Here is a 20,609-nt window from a genome sequence, read left to right on the forward strand (position 1 = left end):
GGGAACTGTACAGCAGTCCGCGGCTGGCACTGTATGGCATACCACGGGGTCCCCGGCGGACAGTGATAAGTCGCACCCTTTAGGGCCTTTATTACATATTAACATGCGCTCCACGAGTACGAAGAGGGAGCAGGCTGAACCAGCGGACCATGCCCAGCGAACAGGACCCCGTGCAGCGCGCCGCCGGCGAGGACGCCGACCTCTACGACATCGCCACCTGGGAGCCACGCACCGGCCTCGACCGCGCGTCGGCGTGGCTGTACGGCGCACTCGGGACCGGCGCGAAGGCTCTCGTCGTGGCGCTCGCGGCGCTCATCGTCGTCGCCCAGTTCGCCGCCGCGACCGGTCTCCTCCTCGTCGACCGCCCCGTCATCGGCGTCTACGTCCTGCTGTCGGTCGCCCCGGCGCTCGCCGTCGCCGGCTACATCTGGCGGTCCGACGCGACCCGCCGGGAGCCCCTCGAACTGCTCGTCGTGACGTTCGCGCTCGGTTTCCTGTTCGCGGGGTTCGCCGCCGTCCTGAACTCCGCGTTCTCCGGCCTGTTCTTCGGCGTCGCGGAAGCCAGCCCGGGCTGGGTCGCGGTCGTCGCCCCGGCGCTGTTCTACTTCGTCGTCGTCGGTCCCGTCGAGGAGACGGTGAAGTGGCTCGCCATCCGGCTGTACGCCTTCCGCGACGACCGCTTCGACGCCGTCGTCGACGGTGCCGTCTACGGCGCGATGGCGGGCCTCGGGTTCGCCACCATCGAGAACGCCATCTACGTCCTGCGGGAGGTGGTGGCGGTCACGCAGACCGCCGGCGGCCAGCAGGCGACCGAGGTCGCGTTCCAGGTGGCCGCAGTCCGGACGTTCGCGGGGCCGGGGCACGTCATCTACTCGGCGTTCGCGGGCTACTACCTCGGGCTCGCGAAGTTCAACCCCGACGACGCCGGCCCCATCGTCGTGAAGGGGCTGGTGGTCGCCGCCCTCATCCACGCGACGTACAACACCGCGGTGACGAACCTCGGTGCCGTCGCGGAGTTCGTCGGGCTCGGGCAGGGCGTCGCGTTCCTCGCGTTCGTCGTGGTCTACGACGGCCTCTTCTTCTACGTCCTCTACCGGAAGCTGAGCGCGTACCGGCTGGCGTACGTCGACTCCGGCGCGCAGGCCGCCGAGCAAGAGTCCGCGGCGACCGCCGAGGGCCCCGACCGCGAGCGCGAAGCGGCCGACTCGGCCGGCGAGTCCGCCGACTATCGCGAGGAGTCGGGTGCGACCGAGTCCGGCGAGGAGTCGGAGTCGTAGGCGGCCATCCGTTCGACGTACTTCGCGAGCACGTCGACCTCGACGTTCACGCTGTCGCCGGGCTGGCGCTCCGACAGCGACGTGAGGTCGTACGTCGTCGGAATCACGGCGACAGAGAAGGTGCCGGCCCGCTGGTCAGACGAGGTCTGACTGCCTCCGGACTGCTCGTCCGGAGCGTCGTCCACGTCGGCGACAGTGAGGCTGATACCGTCGAGCGCAATCGAGCCCTTCGGCGCGACGTACTGCTCGTGGCCGTCGGGGAGCGCGAACGTGAACGTCCAGTCCTCGCCGACCTGCTCGACGGCCACGACCTCGGTGGTGGTGTCGACGTGGCCCTGCACGACGTGGCCGTCGAGACGGCCATCGGCCGGGAGCGCGCGTTCGAGGTTCACGAGGTCTCCCTCCGAGACCGCGCTCAGCGTCGTCTTCTCCAGGGTCTCCGCGGCCGTGAACACGGAGAACCACTCGCCGCCCGCGTCGTCCCAGTCCTCGACGGTGAGACAGACGCCGCCGACGCTGATGCTCTCGCCGTGGCTGAACGCCCCGAAGTCGCCGTCTTCGACTGCGATGCGGAGGCGTCGGCCGCCCTCGTCGTCGGCGACGGCCTCGACGGTGCCCGTCGCCTCGATGATGCCGGTGAACACACTTCCAGATTCGGGACGCGTCACGAAAACGTACCGGTTCGCGGGCGTGGTGAGGCTTATCCGTCCCGCACACCGAACCCCGAGCGTGAAACTCCTCGACGCGGTCAGCCTCGCCGTGGCAGTGGCGTTCGCGGCACCGGCCGCGCTGCTCGGCGTCGAGACGCTGCTCGGCGGCGACCCTACCGGCTGGGTCTTCCTCGCGTTCGCCGCCGGCATCCTCGGCTTCGAACGATACGTCGTCACGCCCGACGACATCCCCGCGATGTTCGCACAGAAGACAGCCAGCGCGGTGGTCGAAGACCCGGACGACGAACCGCGAGACGACGGCGAGTCCGGCACTCAGTAGTCGAGTTTCGGCACGACCGACCGCGGGAAAGAGCCGACGCGCTCGGCACCGTCCTCGCCGACGACCGCCACGTCCGAGACGCCGACCGGCCCGAGGTCGGCCGCCGCCTCCTCGCCGCCGCCGTTGGCGTCGTCAGGTTCGGCCACCGCAGACACGGAGACGACCGCACCCGCGGAGAGCGCGTCGCCGCCGGTCGGCGCTTCGCGCCGTTCGAGGCCGACGCCGTGGACATCCACCTGGGTGGTCTCCGGCGGGAAGCCGAGGGACGCGAGCTCGGCAGTCGCCTCGCTGCCGGCGCGCTTCGCGGACGTCTCGCCGGGCTCGACGATTTCGAGGGCCGCCTCGACGCCGTACTCGCAGCCGAGGGTGGCGCGGCGGTCCCAGCCGCCGTCGCTGTCCGGGACGAACGTCCGGAAGACCGGGGCGCGGTAGCCGTCGACGGACGCCGCCACGGTGACGTGCAGGGGCGCGCCCGCCTCGACCGGCCCGGCCGGCTGCACCGTTGTCTCGGCCGCCGCGCCGTCGAGTGCGACCCCCGCGTCCGCCGCCCGTCGCACGCGCTCGGCGGTCACTGTCTCGTCGACTTCGGTGAGTTCCCCGCCCGACACATCGGCCCCGGCGAGCACGCCGGCGGCAGCCTCGAGGCCGGCCTCGGCGGCGTCGACCGCGTCCCGCAGCGCCTCGGTCTCGGAGGCCGTCTTCCGGCGGCGCGCTCGCTCGTGGGCCGCCGTCGACGACACTTCGACGCCCTCGCCCTCCAGGTAGAGTGCGGCGTCGTGGGGGATGGTTCTCGGTGCCAGCACGGCGTCCGCGACGAGGCCGGGGAGTCGCTCGGCCGGCGTCGCAACCGGGTCGAGCACGGACACGTCCTCCCGGACGGTGACGTGTTCGGGGAGCGGGCGACCCGGGACGACGGCGACCCGGCCGCCGTAGACGACGGCCGCCCGGCACGGTAGCTGTGCGCCCGCGAGGTAGGAGACCACGGGGTCGCCGGGCGGTCCGGCGTGGACGAACGCGTCGGCGCTCGCGTCGGCGAGCGCGCTATCGAAGGCGGCCGACCGCATTCACGGGAGTTGAATCGGGGTGTCGGCCTCCAGCGCGTCCTCCAGAGTCTGGCCCGTCTGCTCCCCGTACAGCAACACGTCGATGGGCAGCGTCGGCGCACCACCGACGAGGTTCTGGAGGAGCACCAGGCGCTCGCGGGCCCGGCTCATCCCGACGTAGAACACGCGGCGCTCGTTGTCCGTCAGAATCGGGACGGGGCTCGTGTTGCTCGTGAACTCGATGTCGTCGGGCACGTCCTCGGGGTCGGCGGTCGCCGCCATCTGCTCGACGACCTTCTCGGTGAGGTCGGTCGCGAGGAAGACGTGGTCGGCCTCGCGGCCCTTCGCGGAGTGGATGGTGCCGACGCGCACGCGCTCCGGGTTCGTGCCGCGGTAGTCGCCCTGGAAGTACGCGTCGATGCTGCGGCGCTGGTAGCGCGTGACCTTCCGGAGCATGTCCGCGGCCGCCGACGGCCCGGGCACGAACGGCACGTAGTCGCGGATGAAGTCCGCAGCGAACGTCAGTTCGGTGAGGTCGGTGTCCTCGCCCTGCGCCTCGTCGATTGCCTCCCGGAGGTCGTTGCGCTCGCGGGTGCCGAACGCCGAGTCCTGGAGCATGTCCATCAGCCGGCGGGCCTCCAGCCCGTTCACGTCGTCGTCGGTCTCCAGCGCCTCGACGGCGTTGATGTACTGCTGGAGCCGGTCGGTCCACATCCGCTGGTCGGTGAGCGCGCGGAACGGGATGCCCTCGCCGATGAACTCGTCGACGAAGTCGAACAGCTGGTAGCGCGCCCGGAACAGAATCATCACCGTGTCGTCCTCGGTGTTCTGGATGGTGCGGCGGACGTTCCGCACGAGGTCCAGCATCGACGGGCTGTCGATGGCCTCCACGCTCCCGCCCTCCTTGCGGGGTTTGAGGTCTTTCTCCTGCCGGGTGTCGATGTGGCTGATCTCCTGCTGGACGACCTGCAGCACCTGGCTCGGCAGCCGGTAGGAGTTCGGCAGCACGACGTCGTCGGTGACGTGCGTGTTCAGGAGGAGTTCGGGGTCGGCACCCTGCCAGGCGTAGACGACCTGGTCGTCGTCGCCCGCGATGAGCACGCGCTCCATGTGCGGCCGCCACTCCTCGTAGACGTCGTACTGCAGGCTCGTGATGTCCTGGAACTCGTCGATGACGAGGTAGTCGACGTTCGGCAGCAGCGAGCGCTGCTTGACGCGTTCGAGCATGTCCGCGAAGCCGACGAGGTCGTTCTCGCCCTTGTACGTGCGCCACGCCCGGATGGCTTCCGGGATGTCGTAGCGCTCGTCTGTCGAGGGCCACGTCGGCGTGTACTTGTTCCCGACCTGCGCGTTGTCGTCGATTTCCGGCGGGAGGCGTACCTCTTCGTCGTTCCAGCGGAACGGCACGTCGTACCAGTCCGAGACGTCGCGTCGCGTTCGCTGGAGCCACTGGCTGGTCGCGATGACCTTGTTGCCGAGGGTGGTCGAGCGCGCCGTCCGGCGGGAGCCGGAGGCGTACTCGTCCTCGAAGGGGATGCCGTACTCTTCCGCGAAGTCCTCCTTGTCGTCCTCGCCCACGACGTCTCCGCGGGAGAGCCCGAGGAGTTCGTAGGCTTTCGCGTGCATCGTCGCGACGTTCCCCCGCAGCGACCGGGGATTCATGTCGAGCCGCTCGGCGAGCCGTTCCCGAACCTCCGCGGCCGCTGCGCGTGTGTACGACACGACGAGGATGTCACGAACCGAGACGTCGTCCTCCTCCAGAATTTCCTCGACGTGGTCGAGGAGCGCGGTCGTCTTCCCGCTCCCCGGACCACCGAACAGCCGCGTAACTTCCGGCTCCGAGTCCGTCATTGGAGAACTAGAGGGGCCGATAGTGTATAAACCGCTTGAAATTCTGCCACTCGGTCTCAGCCCGCGAACCGGCGGTCAGTTCTGTCGCGTCGACCGGGCCTCACGGACGTCCGCGCCGTCCCGAATCTTGTCCTCGCAGTTCGGGCAGACGCGGGGGGCGCTGTGCTCGTTCGGCGTGAACACGCGGACGTAGTCCTCCGTCACGAACGACCCGCAGTTCTGGCACTCCGGCATCGTCGTAGTGTTCTCCTGATACGTCTTAGGCGTGCTGGCCGCACACACACGTGACCGGTACTCGGGCGGCGGCTGTTCGGCGAGTCACGGACACGGGCAGAAGCAACTCGATGGTCGGGGCGAGTTGGTGGCCGCTGTCAGTTCGGCCCCCAGCCGCAGACCTCACACGTTCGGGCGTCCACTTCGTGGAGCCCACCGCACTCCGGACACTGCTTCTTGTTGTAGCTCTCCTCCCACGTTTCGGTGTCGTGGCCGCGGTCTTCGAGGAACTCGTCCAGCAGGGAGTCGTCCGGAGTCTGTGCGCTCGACATACACGCTATGGTATACCACACCACTACTTCAAACTACCGGGGTTGTCAAAGATTGTCATGCAATCCGGGTGGGCGGGACGAACGCCGGCGAGACGCCGCCTACACGCCGTACAGTTCGCCGAACTTCTCCTCGGCGTACTCGACGAAGTAGTCCGCGGTCAGTGGCTCGCCGGTCGCCTCCTCGATTAGCTCGTCGGTCGTGTACCGCTGCCCGTGGCTGTGGACGTGCTCGGTGAGCCACTCCCGGATGGGGCCGAACTCGCCCTCGCGCACGAGCCCGTCGACATCCAAATCGTCGCGCATCGTCGCGTCCAGTTGCGCGGCGAGCACGCTGCCCACCGTGTAGTTCTGGAACGACGCGAAGCCGCCCGTCCAGTGGATGTCCTGCAGGCAGCCCTCGGCGTCATTCTCCGGCCGGACGCCGAGGTACTCGTCCATCAGGTCGTTCCAGCGCCCGGGAATCTCCTCGACGCCGATGTCACCGGCGACGAACTCCCGCTCGACGTCCGACCGGAGGATGATGTGCATGTGGTAGGTGAGTTCGTCGGCCTCCACGCGAATCTTGTTCTCCGGGTAGATGCGGTTGACCGCCTCGTACACCTCCCGGGGGTCGGCGTCCCCGTCGAGGTGCTCGTTCACGATGGGGGTGGCGTACTCCCAGAACGCCTCCGTGCGGCCGACGTGGTTCTCCCAGAACCGGCTCTGGGACTCGTGGACGCCCGACGACCGGGACTGCCCGAGCGGGTGGCCGTACTGGTCGTCGGGGAGCCCGTGCTGGTAGGACGCGTGCCCGAACTCGTGGACGGTCGACATCACCGCGCCGAGCGGGTCGTCGGCCGCGAACCGGGTCGTGATGCGGGCGTCGAACTGCGGCCCCACCATGAACGGGTGCGGAGCGGTGTCGAGGCGGCCGCGGTCCCAGTCGTAATCGAGGTGGTCGACGATCTCCCGGCAGAGCGCCATCTGCGTGTCGTCGTCGTACTCACCCGAATACGGCGACGTGAACTCGGTGTCGCTGGCCTTCAGTTCCTCGATGAGCGGGATCAGGTGCTCGCGCAGCGTGTCGAAGATTTCCTCCACTCGTTCGAGCGGGAGGTAGGGCTCGCCGTCCTCGAACAGCACCTCGTAGGGGTCGGCGCTGTCGTCGATGTGGCTCGCGCGCTCCAGATGGAGGTCCCGCAGGTCGTCGAGCACGGGCGCGAACGAGTCGAAGTCGCTGTCGGCCTTCGCCTGCTCCCAGACCTGCTGGGCGTCGCTCTGGGTCTCCGTGAGCTCCCCGACGAGGTCGCTGGGCACGCGGTCGGCGCGCTCGTACTGCCGGCCGAGCTCCCGGGACAGCACCTGCTGGTCGTCGTCGAGGTCGCGGTCCGCGAGCGCGTCCAGCCACGCGCCGACCTCGTCGTCCGTGAGCAGGTCGTGGGTGACCGTCGAGAGCGCCGACAGCTGCTTGCCGCGGGCGGGCGCGCCGCCCTCCGGCATCATCACGCGCTGGTCCCACGCCAGCGCGCCGCTCGCGTCGGAGAGGTACGCGAGCTGTTCGGCTCGGTCAGCGAGTGCGTCCGCGGCGTCCGTCTCGGGGGGCTCGGTTGCCATGCCGAAACGTGTCACGTCGCAGTGAGTTAAAGCCACGTCCGGCGGCAACCCACCCGGCCGCGCCACTGCCTACCAGACTACCAGAAGGTTCTCACAGGGTCCGCACGCAGCAGCCCGTATGTCCGACGCCGACGCAGCCCAACCCGACCCGCGCACCGAGATGGAAGCCCGGGGCTGGCGCGTCGTCTACAAGTCCCACGACGTGATGGCGAAGTACAACGCCTGCTACAACGTCGAGTACAACGGCGACCGCATCGCACCGCCGGCAGCCGACGACCTCGGCATCCCGCTCGGCGAGGTCTGGGTGACGGAGTTCCTCGAACCGTACGAGAAGTACGTCCTCCACCACGAACTCGCCGAAATCGAGGCGCGGGCCGACGGGCTCGGCGTCGAGGCCGCCCACGAGCGCGCACTCGAAGCGGACCGGGCGGCCTGGGGCGACGACGACCCGGGCTACCAAGAATTCGTCACCGAAATCAACCTCGTGCCGCCGGGCCGCGTTACGGCGCTGCCCGGCTGCGACGAGGAACTGTTCGACGCCATCAAGCGCAACCGGCCGTACTGCGACATCGAGGAACTCCGGGCGGTGCCGGGCGTCGACGACGACCGATTCGACGCCCTCAGCGACGCGTTCTGGTGTTTCGACTGCGACCTGTAGTCAGACCTTCACCATGACCTTGATGGCTTCGCGGTCGTCCATCGCCGCGTACCCCTCAGGGACGCCCTCCAGGTCGACGGTCTTCGTGAAGATGGGCGACGGGTCCAGCGTGCCCTGCAGCACGTCGTCCATCAGCTCCTCGGCGTACTGCCGGACTGGCGCGACCCCGCCCCGGACGGTGATGTTGTCGGAGAACATCGTGAACACGTCCAGGCCCTCCTCGTCGACGCCGTACGGCACGCCGACGTAGCCGACGGTGCCGCCCGGCCGCGCGATGGCGATGGCGGAGTCCATCGCGGACGCCGCGCCGACACACTCCATGACGTGGTTCGCGCCGCCGTGCGTGAGCTCTTTCGCGCGCTCGATGGCCTCCTCGCCGCGGGCCGAGATGGTCTCCGTCGCGCCGAACTCCTCGGCGAGTTCGAGGCGGTCCTCGTGGTGGCCCATCGCGATAATGCGCTCCGCGCCGAGGCGCTGAGCGGCGAGCACGCCGCACAGCCCGACCGCGCCGTCGCCGATAACGACTGCCGTATCGCCCTCGCCGACGCCCGCGCTGACGGCGGCGTGGTGGCCCGTCCCCATTACGTCGGTCAGCGGGAGGAGCGATTCGAGCACGTCCTCGTCGTCGGCGTAGCGGTCGGGGACCCGGACGAGCGTGCCGTCCGCGAACGGGCACTTGACGTACTCGCCCTGCCCGCCGCCGTTCGCCTCGCTGCCCCACGACTCGTCCTCGACACAGGAGGTGTAGAGGCCCTTCCGGCAGAACTCGCACTCCCCGCAGGAGATGGCGAACGGCGCGATGACGCGGTCGCCGGGCTCCACGGAGGTCACGTCGTCGCCGACCTCCTCGACGATACCCATCGGCTCGTGGCCGACCCGCGACCCCTCTTCGCGGTCGCTGTCGCCGCGGTAGAACCAGAGGTCGGAGCCACAGACCGCCGTGTGCGTGACGCGAATCACGGCGTCCTCGGGCGACTCGATTTCGGGCTTCGGTACGTCCTCGACGGCTATCTCGCCGGGTCCCTCGTAGACGGCTGCGCGCATACTCCGTCCCTCGGCGGGCAGCGGGAAAAACGACCGGACACCCCCACCGGGTCGCCGGGACTGCCAGAAGAGCTATAATTTCGCCGACACGACTGCCGGGCATGGACCGCCGCCGGTTCATCACCACCACAGCCCTCCTCGGCGCGGGCGCGCTCGCCGGCTGCAACACCAGTGGGTCGGAGTTACCGCCCTCGCCACCGGAGGCGCCCGACGGCGTCGCTGACTGGTCGTTCAGTGCGCCGGTCGAGGACGCGGACGTGGGACGTAACCAGCCGCCACAGGTCACCTGCGACCCCAACGCCGGACGCGTCCGCGTGGTCGGCGTCGCACCGAGCGGGAACGGCTGTTCGTCGCTCTACGCGGACCGCGTCACCCTCGACGACGGCCTGCTGACACTCGTCGTGGCAGCTTGGCACCCGGACCGCTCGTGCTCGGACGTCGCCCGATTCCCCGGCTACGAGGCGACGTTCTCGCTCGAAACGCGACTCCCCGACCGCGTTCGGACAGTCGAACCGGCCGACCCGAACGGCGACGAGACGAGAACGACGACCGTCGACTGCTGACTACCGCTCCGCCCACTCCTCGCGGAGCAGGCCGTAGGTGACCATGTCGTAGTAGTCGCCGCGGTAGTAGGCGGCGTCGCGCCGGGCGCCCTCCCGCTGGAAGCTCAGCGATTCGAGCAGCCCCATCGCGGCGTCGTTGAACCCCCCGGCGCGAGCGAACACCCGGCGCATGTTCCAGTCCTCGAAGGCGTACTGCACGAGCAGTGCGGCGGCCTCGCTCCCGTAGCCCTGGCCGTGGTGGTCGGGGTCGAGGTAGTACGCGAGTTCGACGCTGCGGGCGCGCTCGGTGGCGGTCGGCCCGTACTCGCTGGTCGTGAGGGTGGCGTGGCCGACCGGCTCGTCGGCCACGCAGACTGTCGTGTGCACGTCGTCCTCCGTGGTGAGCACCGACTCGAAGAACTCCTCGGCGAGGTCGCCGTTCATCGGCTTCGCGTCCATCGCCGGACGCCACACTGCGGGGTCGTTCACCCACTCGCGGATGGCGTCGAGGTCCTCGCGCTCTGTCGGTCGAAGAGTGATGCGGTCGCCGGAGAGGAAGACCGGACCGGGCATGCGGGAGGCACCCGGCGAGTCGAGCATAAGCTTTCGGTGGCCGGGCGGTCGAATGAGCCGGCTGACGGCGTGGCCTATCGGCCGTAGAAGAGGTAGGAGAGCACGAGGAAGGTCAGCACTGCGCCGCCGGCGAACGTGGGGAGGCCGAGGCTGCTGGCGACTCCGCGACCCACCGCGCTCGCGGCGACGAAGCCGGCGAGCGCCGACGCCAGCAACAGGAACGCGCCCGTCTGCCACTCCTCGACGAGGTCGACCGCAGTCCGTTCTGTCATACGTCAGTCTCGTCTCGGAACGGCAAAATAACTGCCGGCGGTTCGCGCTGCCCGAGGCGGCGTCAGAGGTCGTACAGCTCGCCGTACTTCTCGTGGACGTAGTCGAGGAAGTAGTCGGCGGTGAAGTCCTCGCCGGTCGCTTCACGCACCAGTTCGGGCGTCGTGTAGCGGGCACCGTGCTGGTGGACGTTGGATTCGAGCCAGTCGCCGACGACGTCGAAGTCGCCCTCGCGGACTCGTTCGTCGACGGGGCCGACATCGTCTTCGAGCGCGGCGTGAATCTGGGCGGCGAGCACGCTGCCCAGCGAGTACGTCGGGAAGTAGCCGAACGAGCCGTGGCTCCAGTGGATGTCCTGCAGGCAGCCCTCGGCGTCGTTCTCGGGGCGGATGCCGAGGTACTCCTCGTACTTGTCGTTCCAGGCCTCGGGCACGTCCTCGACGTCGAGGTCGCCCTCGATGAGTTCGCGCTCGATTTCGAACCGCACCACGATGTGCATGTGGTAGGTGAGTTCGTCCGCCTCGACCCGGATGAGGTTGTCCTCGAAGATCTCGTTGGCGGCCTCGAAGGCCTCCTCCGGGGTGGCGTCCTCGACCTGCGGGAAGCGCTCCTTGACCTCGGGCAGGAACGTCTCCCAGAACGCCCGGGAGCGGCCGACGTGGTTCTCCCAGAGCCGGCTCTGGGACTCGTGGACGGTCAGGTCACGCGACTCGCCGAGGGGGTTGCCGTACTGCTCGCGCGGCAGACCGAGGGTGTAGCGGGCGTGCCCGAACTCGTGGATGGTGGACATGAACGCGTCCACGGGCTTCTCGGGGTCGAACCGGGTGGTGACGCGGGCGTCGAACTGGGTGCCCGAGGAGAACGGATGCGGGGCGGTGTCGACGCGGCCGTGCTCCCAGTCGTAGCCGAGGGTGTCGAGCACGTCGCGGGCGAGGTCCTCCTGGGTGTCCACGTCGAACTCGCCGTCGAAGGGGTCCGCGAGCTCCACGTCGCTGTCGCGGATGTCCTCGATGAGGGGGACGAGTTCGTCGCGGAGGCGTTCGAGCACGCGCTCCGCGGTGTCGAGGTCGAGGTACGGCTCGTAGTCCGCGAACAGGACCTCGTAGGCGTCGGCGTCGGGGTCGATGTGTTCGGCGTACTCCTTCTTGAGTTCGATGAGGTCTTCGAGTACCGGTGCGAAGATGGAGAAGTCGTCCTCCTCCCGGGCCTCCTTCCACTTCGGGTGGGCCTCGGAGGTCTTCTCCGAGATTTCGGCGACGAGGTCGCTCGGCACGCGAGCGGCGCGCTCGTGGGCGCGGCGAATCTCGCGGACGACCGACTCCTGCTCGTCCGTGAGGTCGGCGTCGTCGAGTTCGTCCAGCCAGTCCGCGACCTGCTCGTCCGTGAGGAGGTCGTGGCGGACGGTCGACACCGCAGACTTCTGCTTCGACCGGGCGGGGTTGCCGCCCTCGGGCATCATCACTTCCTGGTCCCAGCTGAGGACGCCTGCGGCGTCCCCGAGTCCGGAGACGGTCTCGTAGTGGTCGAGGAGAGCATCATACGCGTCGGGGGCCTGTTTGGCCTCTGCCATGGGCAGGAGTCGACGCCGCGGCCCCATGAGAGTTGTTGTCTCGACGCGAGTCACGCGGCCAGCCGCTCGTAGGCGTCGCGGCACCGCCGCAGCACCGACAGCGAGACGCTCTCGGTCTCCGTGTGGGCTTCGCCGGGTTCGGCGGGCCCGCAGACGACGCAGGCGACACCGGCGTCGGCCAGCCACCCGGCGTCCGTGGCGTGGGGTTTCACGACGTGCTCGCCGTCGCCGTCCTGAGCCTCGCGGACCGCCGACAGCGCGCGGTCGGCGAGCCGGTCGCTGCTGCACGCCATCGGCGGGAGGTCCTGGTCGACCGTCCACGACATCCCCGGAAGGTCTTCGACTCGGTCGAGGGCGGCGCGCTCGCCGGGGACGGTGCGCTCGTCGACCGTAATCGTACACTCGTCGGGAATCACGTTCCAGGCCGTCCCGCCCGCGATTTCGGTGACGGCGACGCTCCCGGAGACGGACTCGCCGAGGACATCGGCCGTCGGTGCGTCGAGGTCTCGGACGGCGTCGACGGCGTCCGCGGCGCGGTAGACGGCGTTCTCGCCGGCCTCGGGTTCGCTGGCGTGCGCGCTCGCACCGGCGGCGGTGAGCGTGCTCGCGCGCCGGCCCTTGTGCGCGACAGCGACGTCAAGGACACCGTCCGCGGAGTAGCCCGTCGACCCCTCGCCGACGACCGCCCAGTCGGGGTCGAAGCCGTCAGAGCGGGCGTGTCTGGCACCCGCGCCGCCGGTCTCCTCGCCGACGAACGACGCGAAGCCGAGTGGTCGTTCGGGGTCGGCGTCCCGGAACGCCAGCAGCATCGCCGCGACAGCGCCGTTCATGTCGGCCGTGCCGCGGCCGTAGAGTCGGTCGTCGCGCTCCGCGACGACGAACGCGCCGTTCTCGGTGACCTGCGAGTCGTCCGGCGGCACCACGTCGTGGTGGCCGACGAACGCCAGCGACTCGCCCGAGTTCTCGGAAGCACGCCACGCTCGGACGTTGCCAGCTTCGTCCCGGTGGACATCGGCGTCCGTGTGCTCGCGGAGCCAGTCTTCGATTGCGTCGCCGGCGGCCGTCTCGTCGTCGTGGCTGGGAATCGAGACGAGGCGCTCGGTGAGGGCACGGAGTTCGGACACAGGCGAGGTGTCGGGACGACAGTCCTTAGCCGTTGGCCGCGTGTCCGCCCGCCGACTAAAATATAATTTAGATTATGCTTTTCCGTCCGTGGGCCCTCGCTCCAGTCGTGAATCCCGCCCACCACACCGAAGACCGGACAACAGAACAACCGCGAGGCAGTCGCCGGCCGCTCCACGAGCGCGACCCCGGACTCGTCGACGATTCGGGGTCCGGCACGGACGCCGCAGAGACCGGGACCACCGTCGTCGGCGTCACCACCGGGGACACTGCGGTGCTCGCCGCAGACCAGCGCGCGAGCGTCGGCGGCGGCCGCCTCGTCGCGAACAAGAACACCCGGAAAGTCGAGCAGGTGCACCCGACGGCGGCCGCCGCGCTCTCGGGGACCGTCGGCCACCTCCAGCAGTTCGTGCGCGTGCTGCGCTCGGAGAGTCGGCTGTACGCCGATAGGCGGGGTGACCCGCCGAGCCTCACTGCCCTGTCGACGCTCGCTGGCGGCGTGCTGCGGTCGTCGCCGCTCGCCGTCTCGCCCCTTCTGGGCGGTGTGGACGACGAGCGCGGCCCGGCCGTGTTCACGCTCGACGGCGGCGGCGGCGTGCTGACCGACGACTACGCCGCGGGCGGCAGCGGCATGCAGTTGGCCTACGGCGTCCTCGAACAGGACTACGAGCCCGACCTGTCCCCGAGCGAGGCGCGGCGGGTCGCCGCCCGCGCCGTCGAGAGCGCGAGCGAGCGCGACACCGCCAGCGGGAACGGCCTCACCGTCGCCACCGTCACCCGCGACGGCGTCGAGACCGACGACTACGACGCCGCGTCGGAGGTGGCGTAGATGCAGGGCACCGACCAGCAGGCCTACGACCGCGGGACGACCATCTTCTCGCCGGACGGCCGGCTCTACCAGGTGGAGTACGCCCGCGAGGCCGTCGGGCAGGGCGCGCCGGTCGTCGGCGTGCGCGGCGCGGACAGCGTCGTGCTGGCAGCCCACGCGCCCGACCGCTCGCCGCTGTCCGCAGACGGTGATACCGAGAAAGTCTCCAGCGTCGACGACCACGTCGCAGTAGCGGGGGCGGGCCACGCCGCCGACACCCGACAGCTCGTCGACCTCGCGCGCCGCCGCGCCCAGCAGGAACGGGTGCGGTACGGCGAGCGCGTCCCCGTCGCCGAACTCGGGACTGCCGTCGCCGACCACCTCCAGGAGTACACGCAAACCGGGGGCGCGCGGCCGTACGGCACCGCCCTGCTCGTCGCGGGCCACGACGGCGACCCGGCGCTCGTCGAAATCGACCCGTCGGGCGCGACCCGGTCGTGGCGCGCGGACGCGGTCGGCAGCGGTGCCGGCGACGCCATCGAGACTTTCGAAGACGGGTACGGGCCGGCGCTCGGCGACCGTGACGCTATCGCGCTCGCGCTCGACGGGCTCGACGCGGCGGTCGAGGACCTGAACGTGGCCGACGTCGACGCGACGCTCGTGACTGACGAGGGGACCGAGCGCGTCGGCGAGGACCGGCTTCGGTCCGCGCACGGCAGCGCGAGCTAGCGTCGCCGGCGCTCCCACCGCCCCCCACTTGAGTGCCATGCCGTCACGTGGCGAGACTGTTTCCGGGAGCGGGGGTTACGTGGCACTGGCTTCCAGACACCCCTCACCCCGTGGACCCACTGGGAGTCGCGTACGTGGACGCGAGACGGAAGCCGTCTGGGACACAATTCTTTCCGTCTGCGACACGCCCGGCGCGCAGCACCGGCTCTGTCAGCTCGCCTGCCGGCTCTCGTCGTCGCCCGTGAACGTCCCCGCGACCACGGCCTCGGCGGCGCGTCGGCCGGCCGCCGTGAGTTCGTAGCCCTCGCCGACCTTCCGGACGAACCGGCCGTCGAGCTGCCGGAGGTGGTACGCGAACCCCGCGGAGCTGTCGCTGCCGGCGGCCGACTGGAGCGCCGAGAACGTCGGGGCGTGGTCCGTCCGCAGCAGGTGGACGAGCACCGCCAGCCGGACGTCGCTCGCGAGCGCCTGGAACGCGTCCTCGCTGGCCGCGAGCGCGCCCGCCGGCTCGTCGGCCGGCCGAGCGTCACCGAGCCAGCCCTGTGCGTCGACCGCTGGGGTCGGCGTGGCGTCGAGCGCGCCGTCGCGCCCGACGCCCGGGTCCCTCGATTCCGTCATGGCGAGTAGTCTGGGCTGTCGGGCGGATAAGGGGCCGGGTCACGGCAAGCAGTCACGTGACGGCGGTCACACCCCTTATCAACCCGGCGGAGCCTACTTCCTTCTAACATGAACGTCGTTCCGGACACGAGCGTCGTCGTCGACGGCCGGGTCTCCGAGCGCGTCGAAGACGGCACCTACGAGGGCGCGACAGTCTACGTGCCCGAGGCGGTCGTCGGCGAAGTAGAGGCACAGGCCAACGGCGGCCGGCAGACCGGCTGGGACGCGCTCGAAGAGCTCCAGCGGCTCGTCGAACTCGCCGACGAGGGGACGATTACGGTCGAATACGTCGGCGAGCGTGCAAGCGAAGACGACATCAAGCGCGCGTCGGCGGGCGCTATCGACGCCATCATCCGCGACGTGGCGGCGGAGTACGACGCGACGTTCGTCACCAGCGACATCGTGCAGGCCGAAGTGGCCGAGGGGAAGGGCATCGACGTGGAGTTCCTCGAACCGCTGGAGCCGGACCTCGGCGAACTCGAAATCGAGGAGTACCTCACCGAGGACACGATGAGCCTCCACCTGAAGGCGGGGATGGTGCCGATGGCGAAGCGCGGCGACGTCGGCGAAATCGAGTACCAGCCTATCGGCGACGAGGAACTCGACGAGGAGACCATCCGGGAGTACGCCACGGAAATCGTCTCGACGGCGAAGCGCGCGGACGACGCGTTCGTGGAGCTCTCCGAAGACGGGATGACCATCTCGCAGGTGCGGGACATGCGCATCGCCGTCTCGGAGCCGCCGTTCAGCGAGCGCATCGAGATTACCGCCGTGCGCCCCATCGTGAAGACGACGATGGACGACTACGAGCAGGCCGACGACCTCCGGGACCGCCTGCTGGAGCGCGACCGCGGCGTGCTCATCGCCGGCGCGCCGGGTGCCGGGAAGTCGACGTTCGCGCAGGCCGTCGCCGAGTTCCTCTCGGACGCCGGCAACGTCGTGAAGACGATGGAGAAACCCCGGGACCTCCAGGTCGGCGACGAGGTCACGCAGTACACCGAGCTCGGCGGCGACATGGCGAAGACCGCCGACTCGCTGCTGATGGTGCGGCCGGACTACACCATCTACGACGAGGTCCGGAAGACCGACGACTTCGAGGTGTTCGCGGACATGCGGCTGGCGGGCGTCGGCATGGTCGGCGTCGTCCACGCCACCCGGCCCATCGACGCGCTCCAGCGACTCGTCGGCCGCGTCGAACTCGGCATGATTCCCCAGATTGTCGACACCGTCGTCTACATCGAGGAGGGCGACGCGGAGACGGTCTACGACGTGACGACCGAGGTGAAGGTCCCCGAGGGCCTGATGGAGGAGGACCTCGCGCGGCCCGTCATCCAGGTCCGGGACTTCGAGACCGAGGTCCCCGCCTACGAGATTTACACGTTCAACCGCCAGGTCGTCACGGTGCCGCTGGACGGCGACGAGGGCTCCAGCGAGTCGGGCGTCGACAAGCTCGCGAAACAGGAGGTCGAACGGGAGATTCAGGCCGCGACCCGGGACCGCGTGGAGGTTGACATCCGCGGGCCGAACGACGCCATCGTCTACGTCAGCGACAACGACATCAGCCACGTCATCGGGAAGGGCGGCGGCCGCATCGCGGACATCGAGAACCGCCTCGGCATCGACATCGACGTGCGCACGCTCGACGAACGCCCGAGTCAGGTCGCTGGCGGCAGCAGCGGCGATTCGGGCGGCAGCGGCGGCGCGAGCGCGGACCCGGCCGGCGAAATCGTGACGCCCGAAATCACGAGCCGGCACATCATCCTCCCGCTGGACGACGGCCGGTCGGGGGAGACCGTCGAGGTGCAGGCCGACGGCGAGTACCTGTTCACGGCGACGGTCGGCCGCGGCGGCGACATCAAGGTCTCCCGCGGGTCGGCCATCGCGGAGGAACTGGAGCGCGCCATCGACGCCGAGCGCATGGTGACGGTCGTCCCGAACGAGTAGCCGCTCCGTTCTCGCCGTCGACACGTCGACAGCCAAGCTATGCGTACAGGCGTCTAAAAGGGCGAGCGGTGCGGCTGTGGCCCGCGTGACGGCGGTCAGAGACAAGCCGGCCGGCGGGGCAGCGGCGCTCCGAGCGGAGTTCGGGCGGCTGCGAGCGCAGCGAGCGCGGCCAAGCGAGGTGCGGCTGGTCAGTCGGCGGCTTCGGCGTCGGCGTCAGCGTCGGCGGTGCCGTCCTCGGGCTCGGACGTGAGCTTGTAGAGGCTCTGTCTGGCGTCGGCGAAGTAGATGTCCTCGTCGACCACGCCGCGGTCTTCGAGGCGTTCGAGCGCGTAGCGGACGGTTCGAGCGGACAGCATGGTCTCCTCGACGATTCGTTTCTGCGTGAGTGGGCCGTCGTACTCGAGTACCTTGAAGACGAGCTTGGCGCTCGGCGGGAGGTCCTCCAGCACACTGTCGTCTACAGCCATCGTTACGAATCGAAACACTCCACGAGCTTAAAAGTGCGGGGGTCTCTCTCACGGTGCGGGCACTCGTGCCCGACACGATGGAGTGGGCGGCTCGCAGCCGTTCGACCGAACCAGTGTACCGGGTTCGGCCGTCCGCGTGGGCTGCGACCGCGTGCGAAGCCGTCGTCAGCCCCCGTCTTCGGTGGTCGTCGTGTTCCCCTCCATCGTCGTATTGTTCTCCGCTGTGGTCATGGTGCCCTCCGTCGTCATGTTCCCCTCCATCGTCGTGTTGCTCTCCGTCGTCGTGCTCTCCGCTGTGGTCGTCATCGTGTCCTCCGTCGTAGTCATCGCATCTTCCGTCGTGGTCATCCCGTCGTCCGTCGTCATGTTGTCCCCGCCGCCGCCGGCTGTCGTGTTGTCGCCCGCACCGCCGCCGCCACCGACCCCGTCGCCGTCGACGTTCTCGTCACCGTTCTCACCGTCGTCGCCGGAGTCGCCACAGCCAGCGAGCGCTGTCGCGAGTGCGACGCCGGTGAGCTGTACGAAGCGCCGTCTATCGATGGGTTGCGTGCCCATGGGACCGTTCGAAGTGGAACGCGCAGTTTGCTATACGGCCCGTACGAGGCCGTAAGCTGACCCCCGCTGACCGTAAGCCGACCGTGTTCGCGGCGTAAGCCCGGCCTGTGAGCGCTCCCGTTCGCGAGTGGGAGAGAGCTGTCGTCCACCAAGCGAACGTCTTTTGAGCGCGGCCGCCGGACAATCCCGCATGGCAGAGAATCTGGACCCGACGGCCTCCCACCGACGGAGCCTGAAGGTCACGACTATCGCCACGCTCGGCGGGGTGGCGGCGGCGTTCGTCTCGGAGATGACCGTCTCCGACCCCGCGAGCCGCACGGGCCTGCTCGTGATGTTCGGCCTCGTCGCGGTCGAACTCGGGCTCATGCGGCTGCTCGGCGTCGACGTCGGGGACTTCGGCGCGAAAGACCACTTCTACGTCGCGTTCATGACGTTCGCCCTCTGGTTCGTCACCTGGGGCGTACTCCTCACCGCTGGCGTCAGCCTGTAACGATGGCCGAGGACAGCATCGCCGTCGTCGACCTCGACAGATGTCAGCCCGACCGGTGCAACTACGAGTGCTCGAACTACTGCCCGCCGAACCGCACCGGCAAGGAGTGCATCACGCTCCGGGGCGACGACGCAGAAGACGGTGACCCAGACCAGGTCCGCATCAGCGAGGAGATCTGTCTCGGTGAGACCTGTGGTATCTGCGTCGAGAAGTGTCCGTTCGACGCCATCGAAATCATCAACCTCCCGCAGGAGCTCGACGACGAGCCCACCCACCGCTACGGCGACAACTCGTTCGCGCTGTACGGGCTCCCGGTGCCCGAATCCGGGAAAGTCACCGGGCTCCTCGGGCCGAACGGCATCGGGAAGTCGACGGCCGTCGACCTCCTCGCGGGCGAGGTGACGCCGAACCTCGGCCGCCACGAGTCGCCCCCGGACTGGGACGAGGTCGTCGACGAGTACCGCGGCACCGAGCTCCAGGACTACCTCGCTGCGGTCCGCGACGGCGACGTCGACGTGGCGAAGAAGCCGCAGTACGTCGACGAGATTCCCGCGCAGTTCGACGGAAAGACCCGCGAGCTCCTCGAAGCGACCGACGAGCGCGGCGTCCTCGACGACCTCGTCGACCGGCTCTCGATTCGGCCGGTGATGGACCAGGACATCGACTCGCTGTCCGGCGGGGAGCTCCAGCGGGTCGCGCTCGCCGCGACGCTCGCGCGCGACGCCGACTTCTACTTCGTGGACGAGCTGACGCCGTACCTCGACATCGGCCAGCGCGTCACCGCGGCGCGCATCGTCCGCGAACTCGCCGAGGAGGAGGACAAGGCCGTCCTCGTCGTCGAGCACGACCTCGCGGTCCTCGATATGCTCGCGGACTCCATCCACGTCGCCTACGGTGAACCGTCCGTCTACGGCGTCGTGACGCCGCCGAAGAGCGTGCGCAACGGCATCAACGAGTACCTCCGCGGCTACCTCGAGAACGAGAACATGCGCGTGCGGCCGGAAGCCATCCAGTTCGAGGAGCACGCGCCCCGGTCCACTAGCCGCGAGGACACGCTCGTCTCCTACCCCGACATGACGAAGTCCTACGGCGACGGCGAGTTCACGCTGTCCGTCGACGGCGGGGAAATCAACCGCAACGAGGTGCTGGGCGTCGTCGGGCCGAACGGCATCGGGAAGTCGACGTTCGCCCAGCTGCTCGCGGGCGGCCTGGAAGCGACCAGCGTCGACGGCGAGACCGGAGCCGACCTCGATGTCGGCCTCGACATCGCGTACAAACCGCAGTACGTGGAGGCCGACCAGCACATGCGCGTCGACGCGTTCCTCTCCTCCATCACGAACGACGTCGGCACCAGCTACTGGCAGACCGAGATCGGCGACCCGCTCCAGCTCGACCGCATCATGGAGCAGAACCTCCCGGACCTCTCCGGCGGGGAGCGCCAGCGCGTCGCCATCGCCGCGACCCTCTCGAAGGACGCCGACCTCTACCTGCTCGACGAGCCGAGCGCGCACCTCGACGTCGAGCAGCGCGTGCTCGCCACGCGCGCCATCCGGCGGTACGCCGAGAACAACGAGAGCACCGTGATGGTCATCGACCACGACATCTACATGATCGACCTCGTGAGCGACCGCCTGATGGTGTTCGACGGCGAGCCCGCCGACCACGGCCACGCGTCGACACCGCAGTCGATGCGCGGCGGCATGAACGAGTTCCTCGCGAACCTCGACGTAACGTTCCGGCGCGACGAGCGCCTCGGCCGCCCGCGCATCAACAAGCCGGGCAGCCAGCTGGACAAACAGCAGAAGCGCGACGGCGAGTACTACTACACGAACTGACGCGCCGGTCGCGGTTTTTTCGTGCAGGGTTTTGCGCGAGCAGCAG

At 69.3% G+C, this 20,609-nt stretch carries 23 protein-coding genes; 9 read left to right on the plus strand and 14 right to left on the minus strand.

What is annotated here, in order from left to right; genetic code table 11:
- Positions 1 to 149: 149 nt before the first annotated feature.
- A complete protein-coding gene (locus BMW35_RS07650; protein WP_089668770.1) occupies positions 150 to 1,277 on the plus strand; it encodes a PrsW family intramembrane metalloprotease in 1,128 nt (375 codons plus the stop codon).
- On the opposite strand, the gene BMW35_RS07655 is transcribed toward BMW35_RS07650, so the two are convergent.
- Entirely contained in the window at positions 1,226 to 1,921 is a 696-nt protein-coding gene (locus tag BMW35_RS07655) for a riboflavin synthase (RefSeq protein ID WP_089668771.1), read from the minus strand. The two genes, BMW35_RS07650 and BMW35_RS07655, sit on opposite strands and share 52 nt — an antisense overlap.
- Positions 1,922 to 2,006: 85 nt before the next feature.
- Between BMW35_RS07655 and BMW35_RS07660 the strand changes: the two genes are divergently transcribed.
- Entirely contained in the window at positions 2,007 to 2,267 is a 261-nt protein-coding gene (locus BMW35_RS07660) for a DUF7533 family protein (protein ID WP_089668772.1), read from the plus strand.
- Here the strand turns inward: BMW35_RS07660 and BMW35_RS07665 are convergent.
- From BMW35_RS07665 to BMW35_RS07675, 5 genes are all read right to left on the minus strand, one after another.
- Positions 2,261 to 3,331 carry a M24 family metallopeptidase gene (locus BMW35_RS07665; protein WP_089668773.1) on the minus strand — a complete coding sequence of 357 codons (1,071 nt, stop codon included), beginning with the start codon at positions 3,329 to 3,331 and terminating at the stop codon, positions 2,261 to 2,263. The two genes, BMW35_RS07660 and BMW35_RS07665, sit on opposite strands and share 7 nt — an antisense overlap.
- A complete protein-coding gene (locus tag BMW35_RS07670) occupies positions 3,332 to 5,161 on the minus strand; it encodes a UvrD-helicase domain-containing protein (protein ID WP_089668774.1) in 1,830 nt (609 codons plus the stop codon).
- Between the two features lie 75 nt (positions 5,162 to 5,236).
- Positions 5,237 to 5,395 (minus strand): DUF7563 family protein, encoded by a 159-nt coding sequence (locus BMW35_RS15570; RefSeq protein ID WP_177170798.1) that lies wholly within the window; start codon positions 5,393 to 5,395, stop codon positions 5,237 to 5,239.
- A 137-nt stretch (positions 5,396 to 5,532) separates the two neighbouring features.
- Positions 5,533 to 5,706: an HVO_0416 family zinc finger protein gene (locus tag BMW35_RS15575; protein WP_177170799.1), complete on the minus strand. Its 174-nt coding sequence runs from the start codon at positions 5,704 to 5,706 to the stop codon at positions 5,533 to 5,535.
- Between the two features lie 99 nt (positions 5,707 to 5,805).
- Positions 5,806 to 7,299, minus strand: coding sequence for a carboxypeptidase M32 (locus BMW35_RS07675; protein ID WP_089668775.1), 1,494 nt, complete (start codon positions 7,297 to 7,299; stop codon positions 5,806 to 5,808).
- 118 nt (positions 7,300 to 7,417) lie between these two features.
- Here BMW35_RS07675 and BMW35_RS07680 point away from each other — a divergent pair, with 118 nt between their 5' ends.
- Positions 7,418 to 7,957 carry a ComEA family DNA-binding protein gene (locus tag BMW35_RS07680; protein ID WP_089668776.1) on the plus strand — a complete coding sequence of 180 codons (540 nt, stop codon included), beginning with the start codon at positions 7,418 to 7,420 and terminating at the stop codon, positions 7,955 to 7,957.
- Here BMW35_RS07680 and BMW35_RS07685 read toward each other — a convergent pair whose 3' ends face one another.
- On the minus strand, positions 7,958 to 9,001 hold the full coding sequence (locus tag BMW35_RS07685; RefSeq protein ID WP_089668777.1) for a zinc-dependent alcohol dehydrogenase family protein: 1,044 nt from the start codon (positions 8,999 to 9,001) through the stop codon (positions 7,958 to 7,960).
- A gap of 101 nt (positions 9,002 to 9,102) precedes the next feature.
- Between BMW35_RS07685 and BMW35_RS07690 the strand changes: the two genes are divergently transcribed.
- On the plus strand, positions 9,103 to 9,564 hold the full coding sequence (locus BMW35_RS07690; protein ID WP_089668778.1) for a hypothetical protein: 462 nt from the start codon (positions 9,103 to 9,105) through the stop codon (positions 9,562 to 9,564).
- Here BMW35_RS07690 and BMW35_RS07695 read toward each other — a convergent pair whose 3' ends face one another.
- From BMW35_RS07695 to BMW35_RS07710, 4 genes are all read right to left on the minus strand, one after another.
- Positions 9,565 to 10,116, minus strand: a complete 552-nt coding sequence (locus BMW35_RS07695; protein WP_089668779.1) for a GNAT family N-acetyltransferase — start codon at positions 10,114 to 10,116, stop codon at positions 9,565 to 9,567. It lies immediately after the preceding gene.
- A 74-nt stretch (positions 10,117 to 10,190) separates the two neighbouring features.
- Positions 10,191 to 10,388: a DUF8144 family membrane protein gene (locus BMW35_RS07700; protein ID WP_089668780.1), complete on the minus strand. Its 198-nt coding sequence runs from the start codon at positions 10,386 to 10,388 to the stop codon at positions 10,191 to 10,193.
- 62 nt (positions 10,389 to 10,450) lie between these two features.
- On the minus strand, positions 10,451 to 11,956 hold the full coding sequence (locus BMW35_RS07705) for a carboxypeptidase M32 (RefSeq protein WP_089668781.1): 1,506 nt from the start codon (positions 11,954 to 11,956) through the stop codon (positions 10,451 to 10,453).
- A 50-nt stretch (positions 11,957 to 12,006) separates the two neighbouring features.
- The gene (locus tag BMW35_RS07710; protein WP_089668782.1) at positions 12,007 to 13,080 is read right to left on the minus strand and encodes a M20 family metallopeptidase; all 1,074 of its coding nucleotides are present in this window, start codon (positions 13,078 to 13,080) and stop codon (positions 12,007 to 12,009) included.
- A 107-nt stretch (positions 13,081 to 13,187) separates the two neighbouring features.
- Here BMW35_RS07710 and BMW35_RS07715 point away from each other — a divergent pair, with 107 nt between their 5' ends.
- Both BMW35_RS07715 and BMW35_RS07720 read left to right on the plus strand, forming a co-directional pair.
- Entirely contained in the window at positions 13,188 to 13,907 is a 720-nt protein-coding gene (locus tag BMW35_RS07715) for an Ntn hydrolase family protein (RefSeq protein WP_245708151.1), read from the plus strand.
- The gene (locus BMW35_RS07720; RefSeq protein WP_089668784.1) at positions 13,908 to 14,615 is read left to right on the plus strand and encodes an archaeal proteasome endopeptidase complex subunit alpha; all 708 of its coding nucleotides are present in this window, start codon (positions 13,908 to 13,910) and stop codon (positions 14,613 to 14,615) included.
- Between the two features lie 210 nt (positions 14,616 to 14,825).
- Here BMW35_RS07720 and BMW35_RS07725 read toward each other — a convergent pair whose 3' ends face one another.
- On the minus strand, positions 14,826 to 15,233 hold the full coding sequence (locus BMW35_RS07725; RefSeq protein ID WP_089668785.1) for a DUF7347 domain-containing protein: 408 nt from the start codon (positions 15,231 to 15,233) through the stop codon (positions 14,826 to 14,828).
- 108 nt (positions 15,234 to 15,341) lie between these two features.
- Between BMW35_RS07725 and BMW35_RS07730 the strand changes: the two genes are divergently transcribed.
- Positions 15,342 to 17,216 carry a PINc/VapC family ATPase gene (locus tag BMW35_RS07730; protein ID WP_089668786.1) on the plus strand — a complete coding sequence of 625 codons (1,875 nt, stop codon included), beginning with the start codon at positions 15,342 to 15,344 and terminating at the stop codon, positions 17,214 to 17,216.
- 188 nt (positions 17,217 to 17,404) lie between these two features.
- Here the strand turns inward: BMW35_RS07730 and BMW35_RS07735 are convergent, their stop codons facing one another.
- Complete coding sequence (locus BMW35_RS07735; RefSeq protein ID WP_089668787.1) at positions 17,405 to 17,683, minus strand: helix-turn-helix transcriptional regulator; 279 nt, start codon at positions 17,681 to 17,683, stop codon at positions 17,405 to 17,407.
- Positions 17,684 to 17,848: 165 nt separating this feature from the next.
- Entirely contained in the window at positions 17,849 to 18,238 is a 390-nt protein-coding gene (locus BMW35_RS07740; protein WP_089668788.1) for a hypothetical protein, read from the minus strand.
- Between the two features lie 190 nt (positions 18,239 to 18,428).
- Between BMW35_RS07740 and BMW35_RS07745 the strand changes: the two genes are divergently transcribed.
- Positions 18,429 to 18,728 carry an EMC6-like membrane protein gene (locus BMW35_RS07745; RefSeq protein ID WP_089668789.1) on the plus strand — a complete coding sequence of 100 codons (300 nt, stop codon included), beginning with the start codon at positions 18,429 to 18,431 and terminating at the stop codon, positions 18,726 to 18,728.
- Between the two features lie 2 nt (positions 18,729 to 18,730).
- Positions 18,731 to 20,563, plus strand: a complete 1,833-nt coding sequence (locus BMW35_RS07750; RefSeq protein WP_089668790.1) for a ribosome biogenesis/translation initiation ATPase RLI — start codon at positions 18,731 to 18,733, stop codon at positions 20,561 to 20,563.
- Positions 20,564 to 20,609: the final 46 nt, after the last annotated feature.

The sequence above is a fragment of the Halobacterium jilantaiense genome, from assembly GCF_900110535.1.
In the GTDB taxonomy this organism is placed as follows: Archaea; Halobacteriota; Halobacteria; order Halobacteriales; family Halobacteriaceae; genus Halobacterium; species Halobacterium jilantaiense.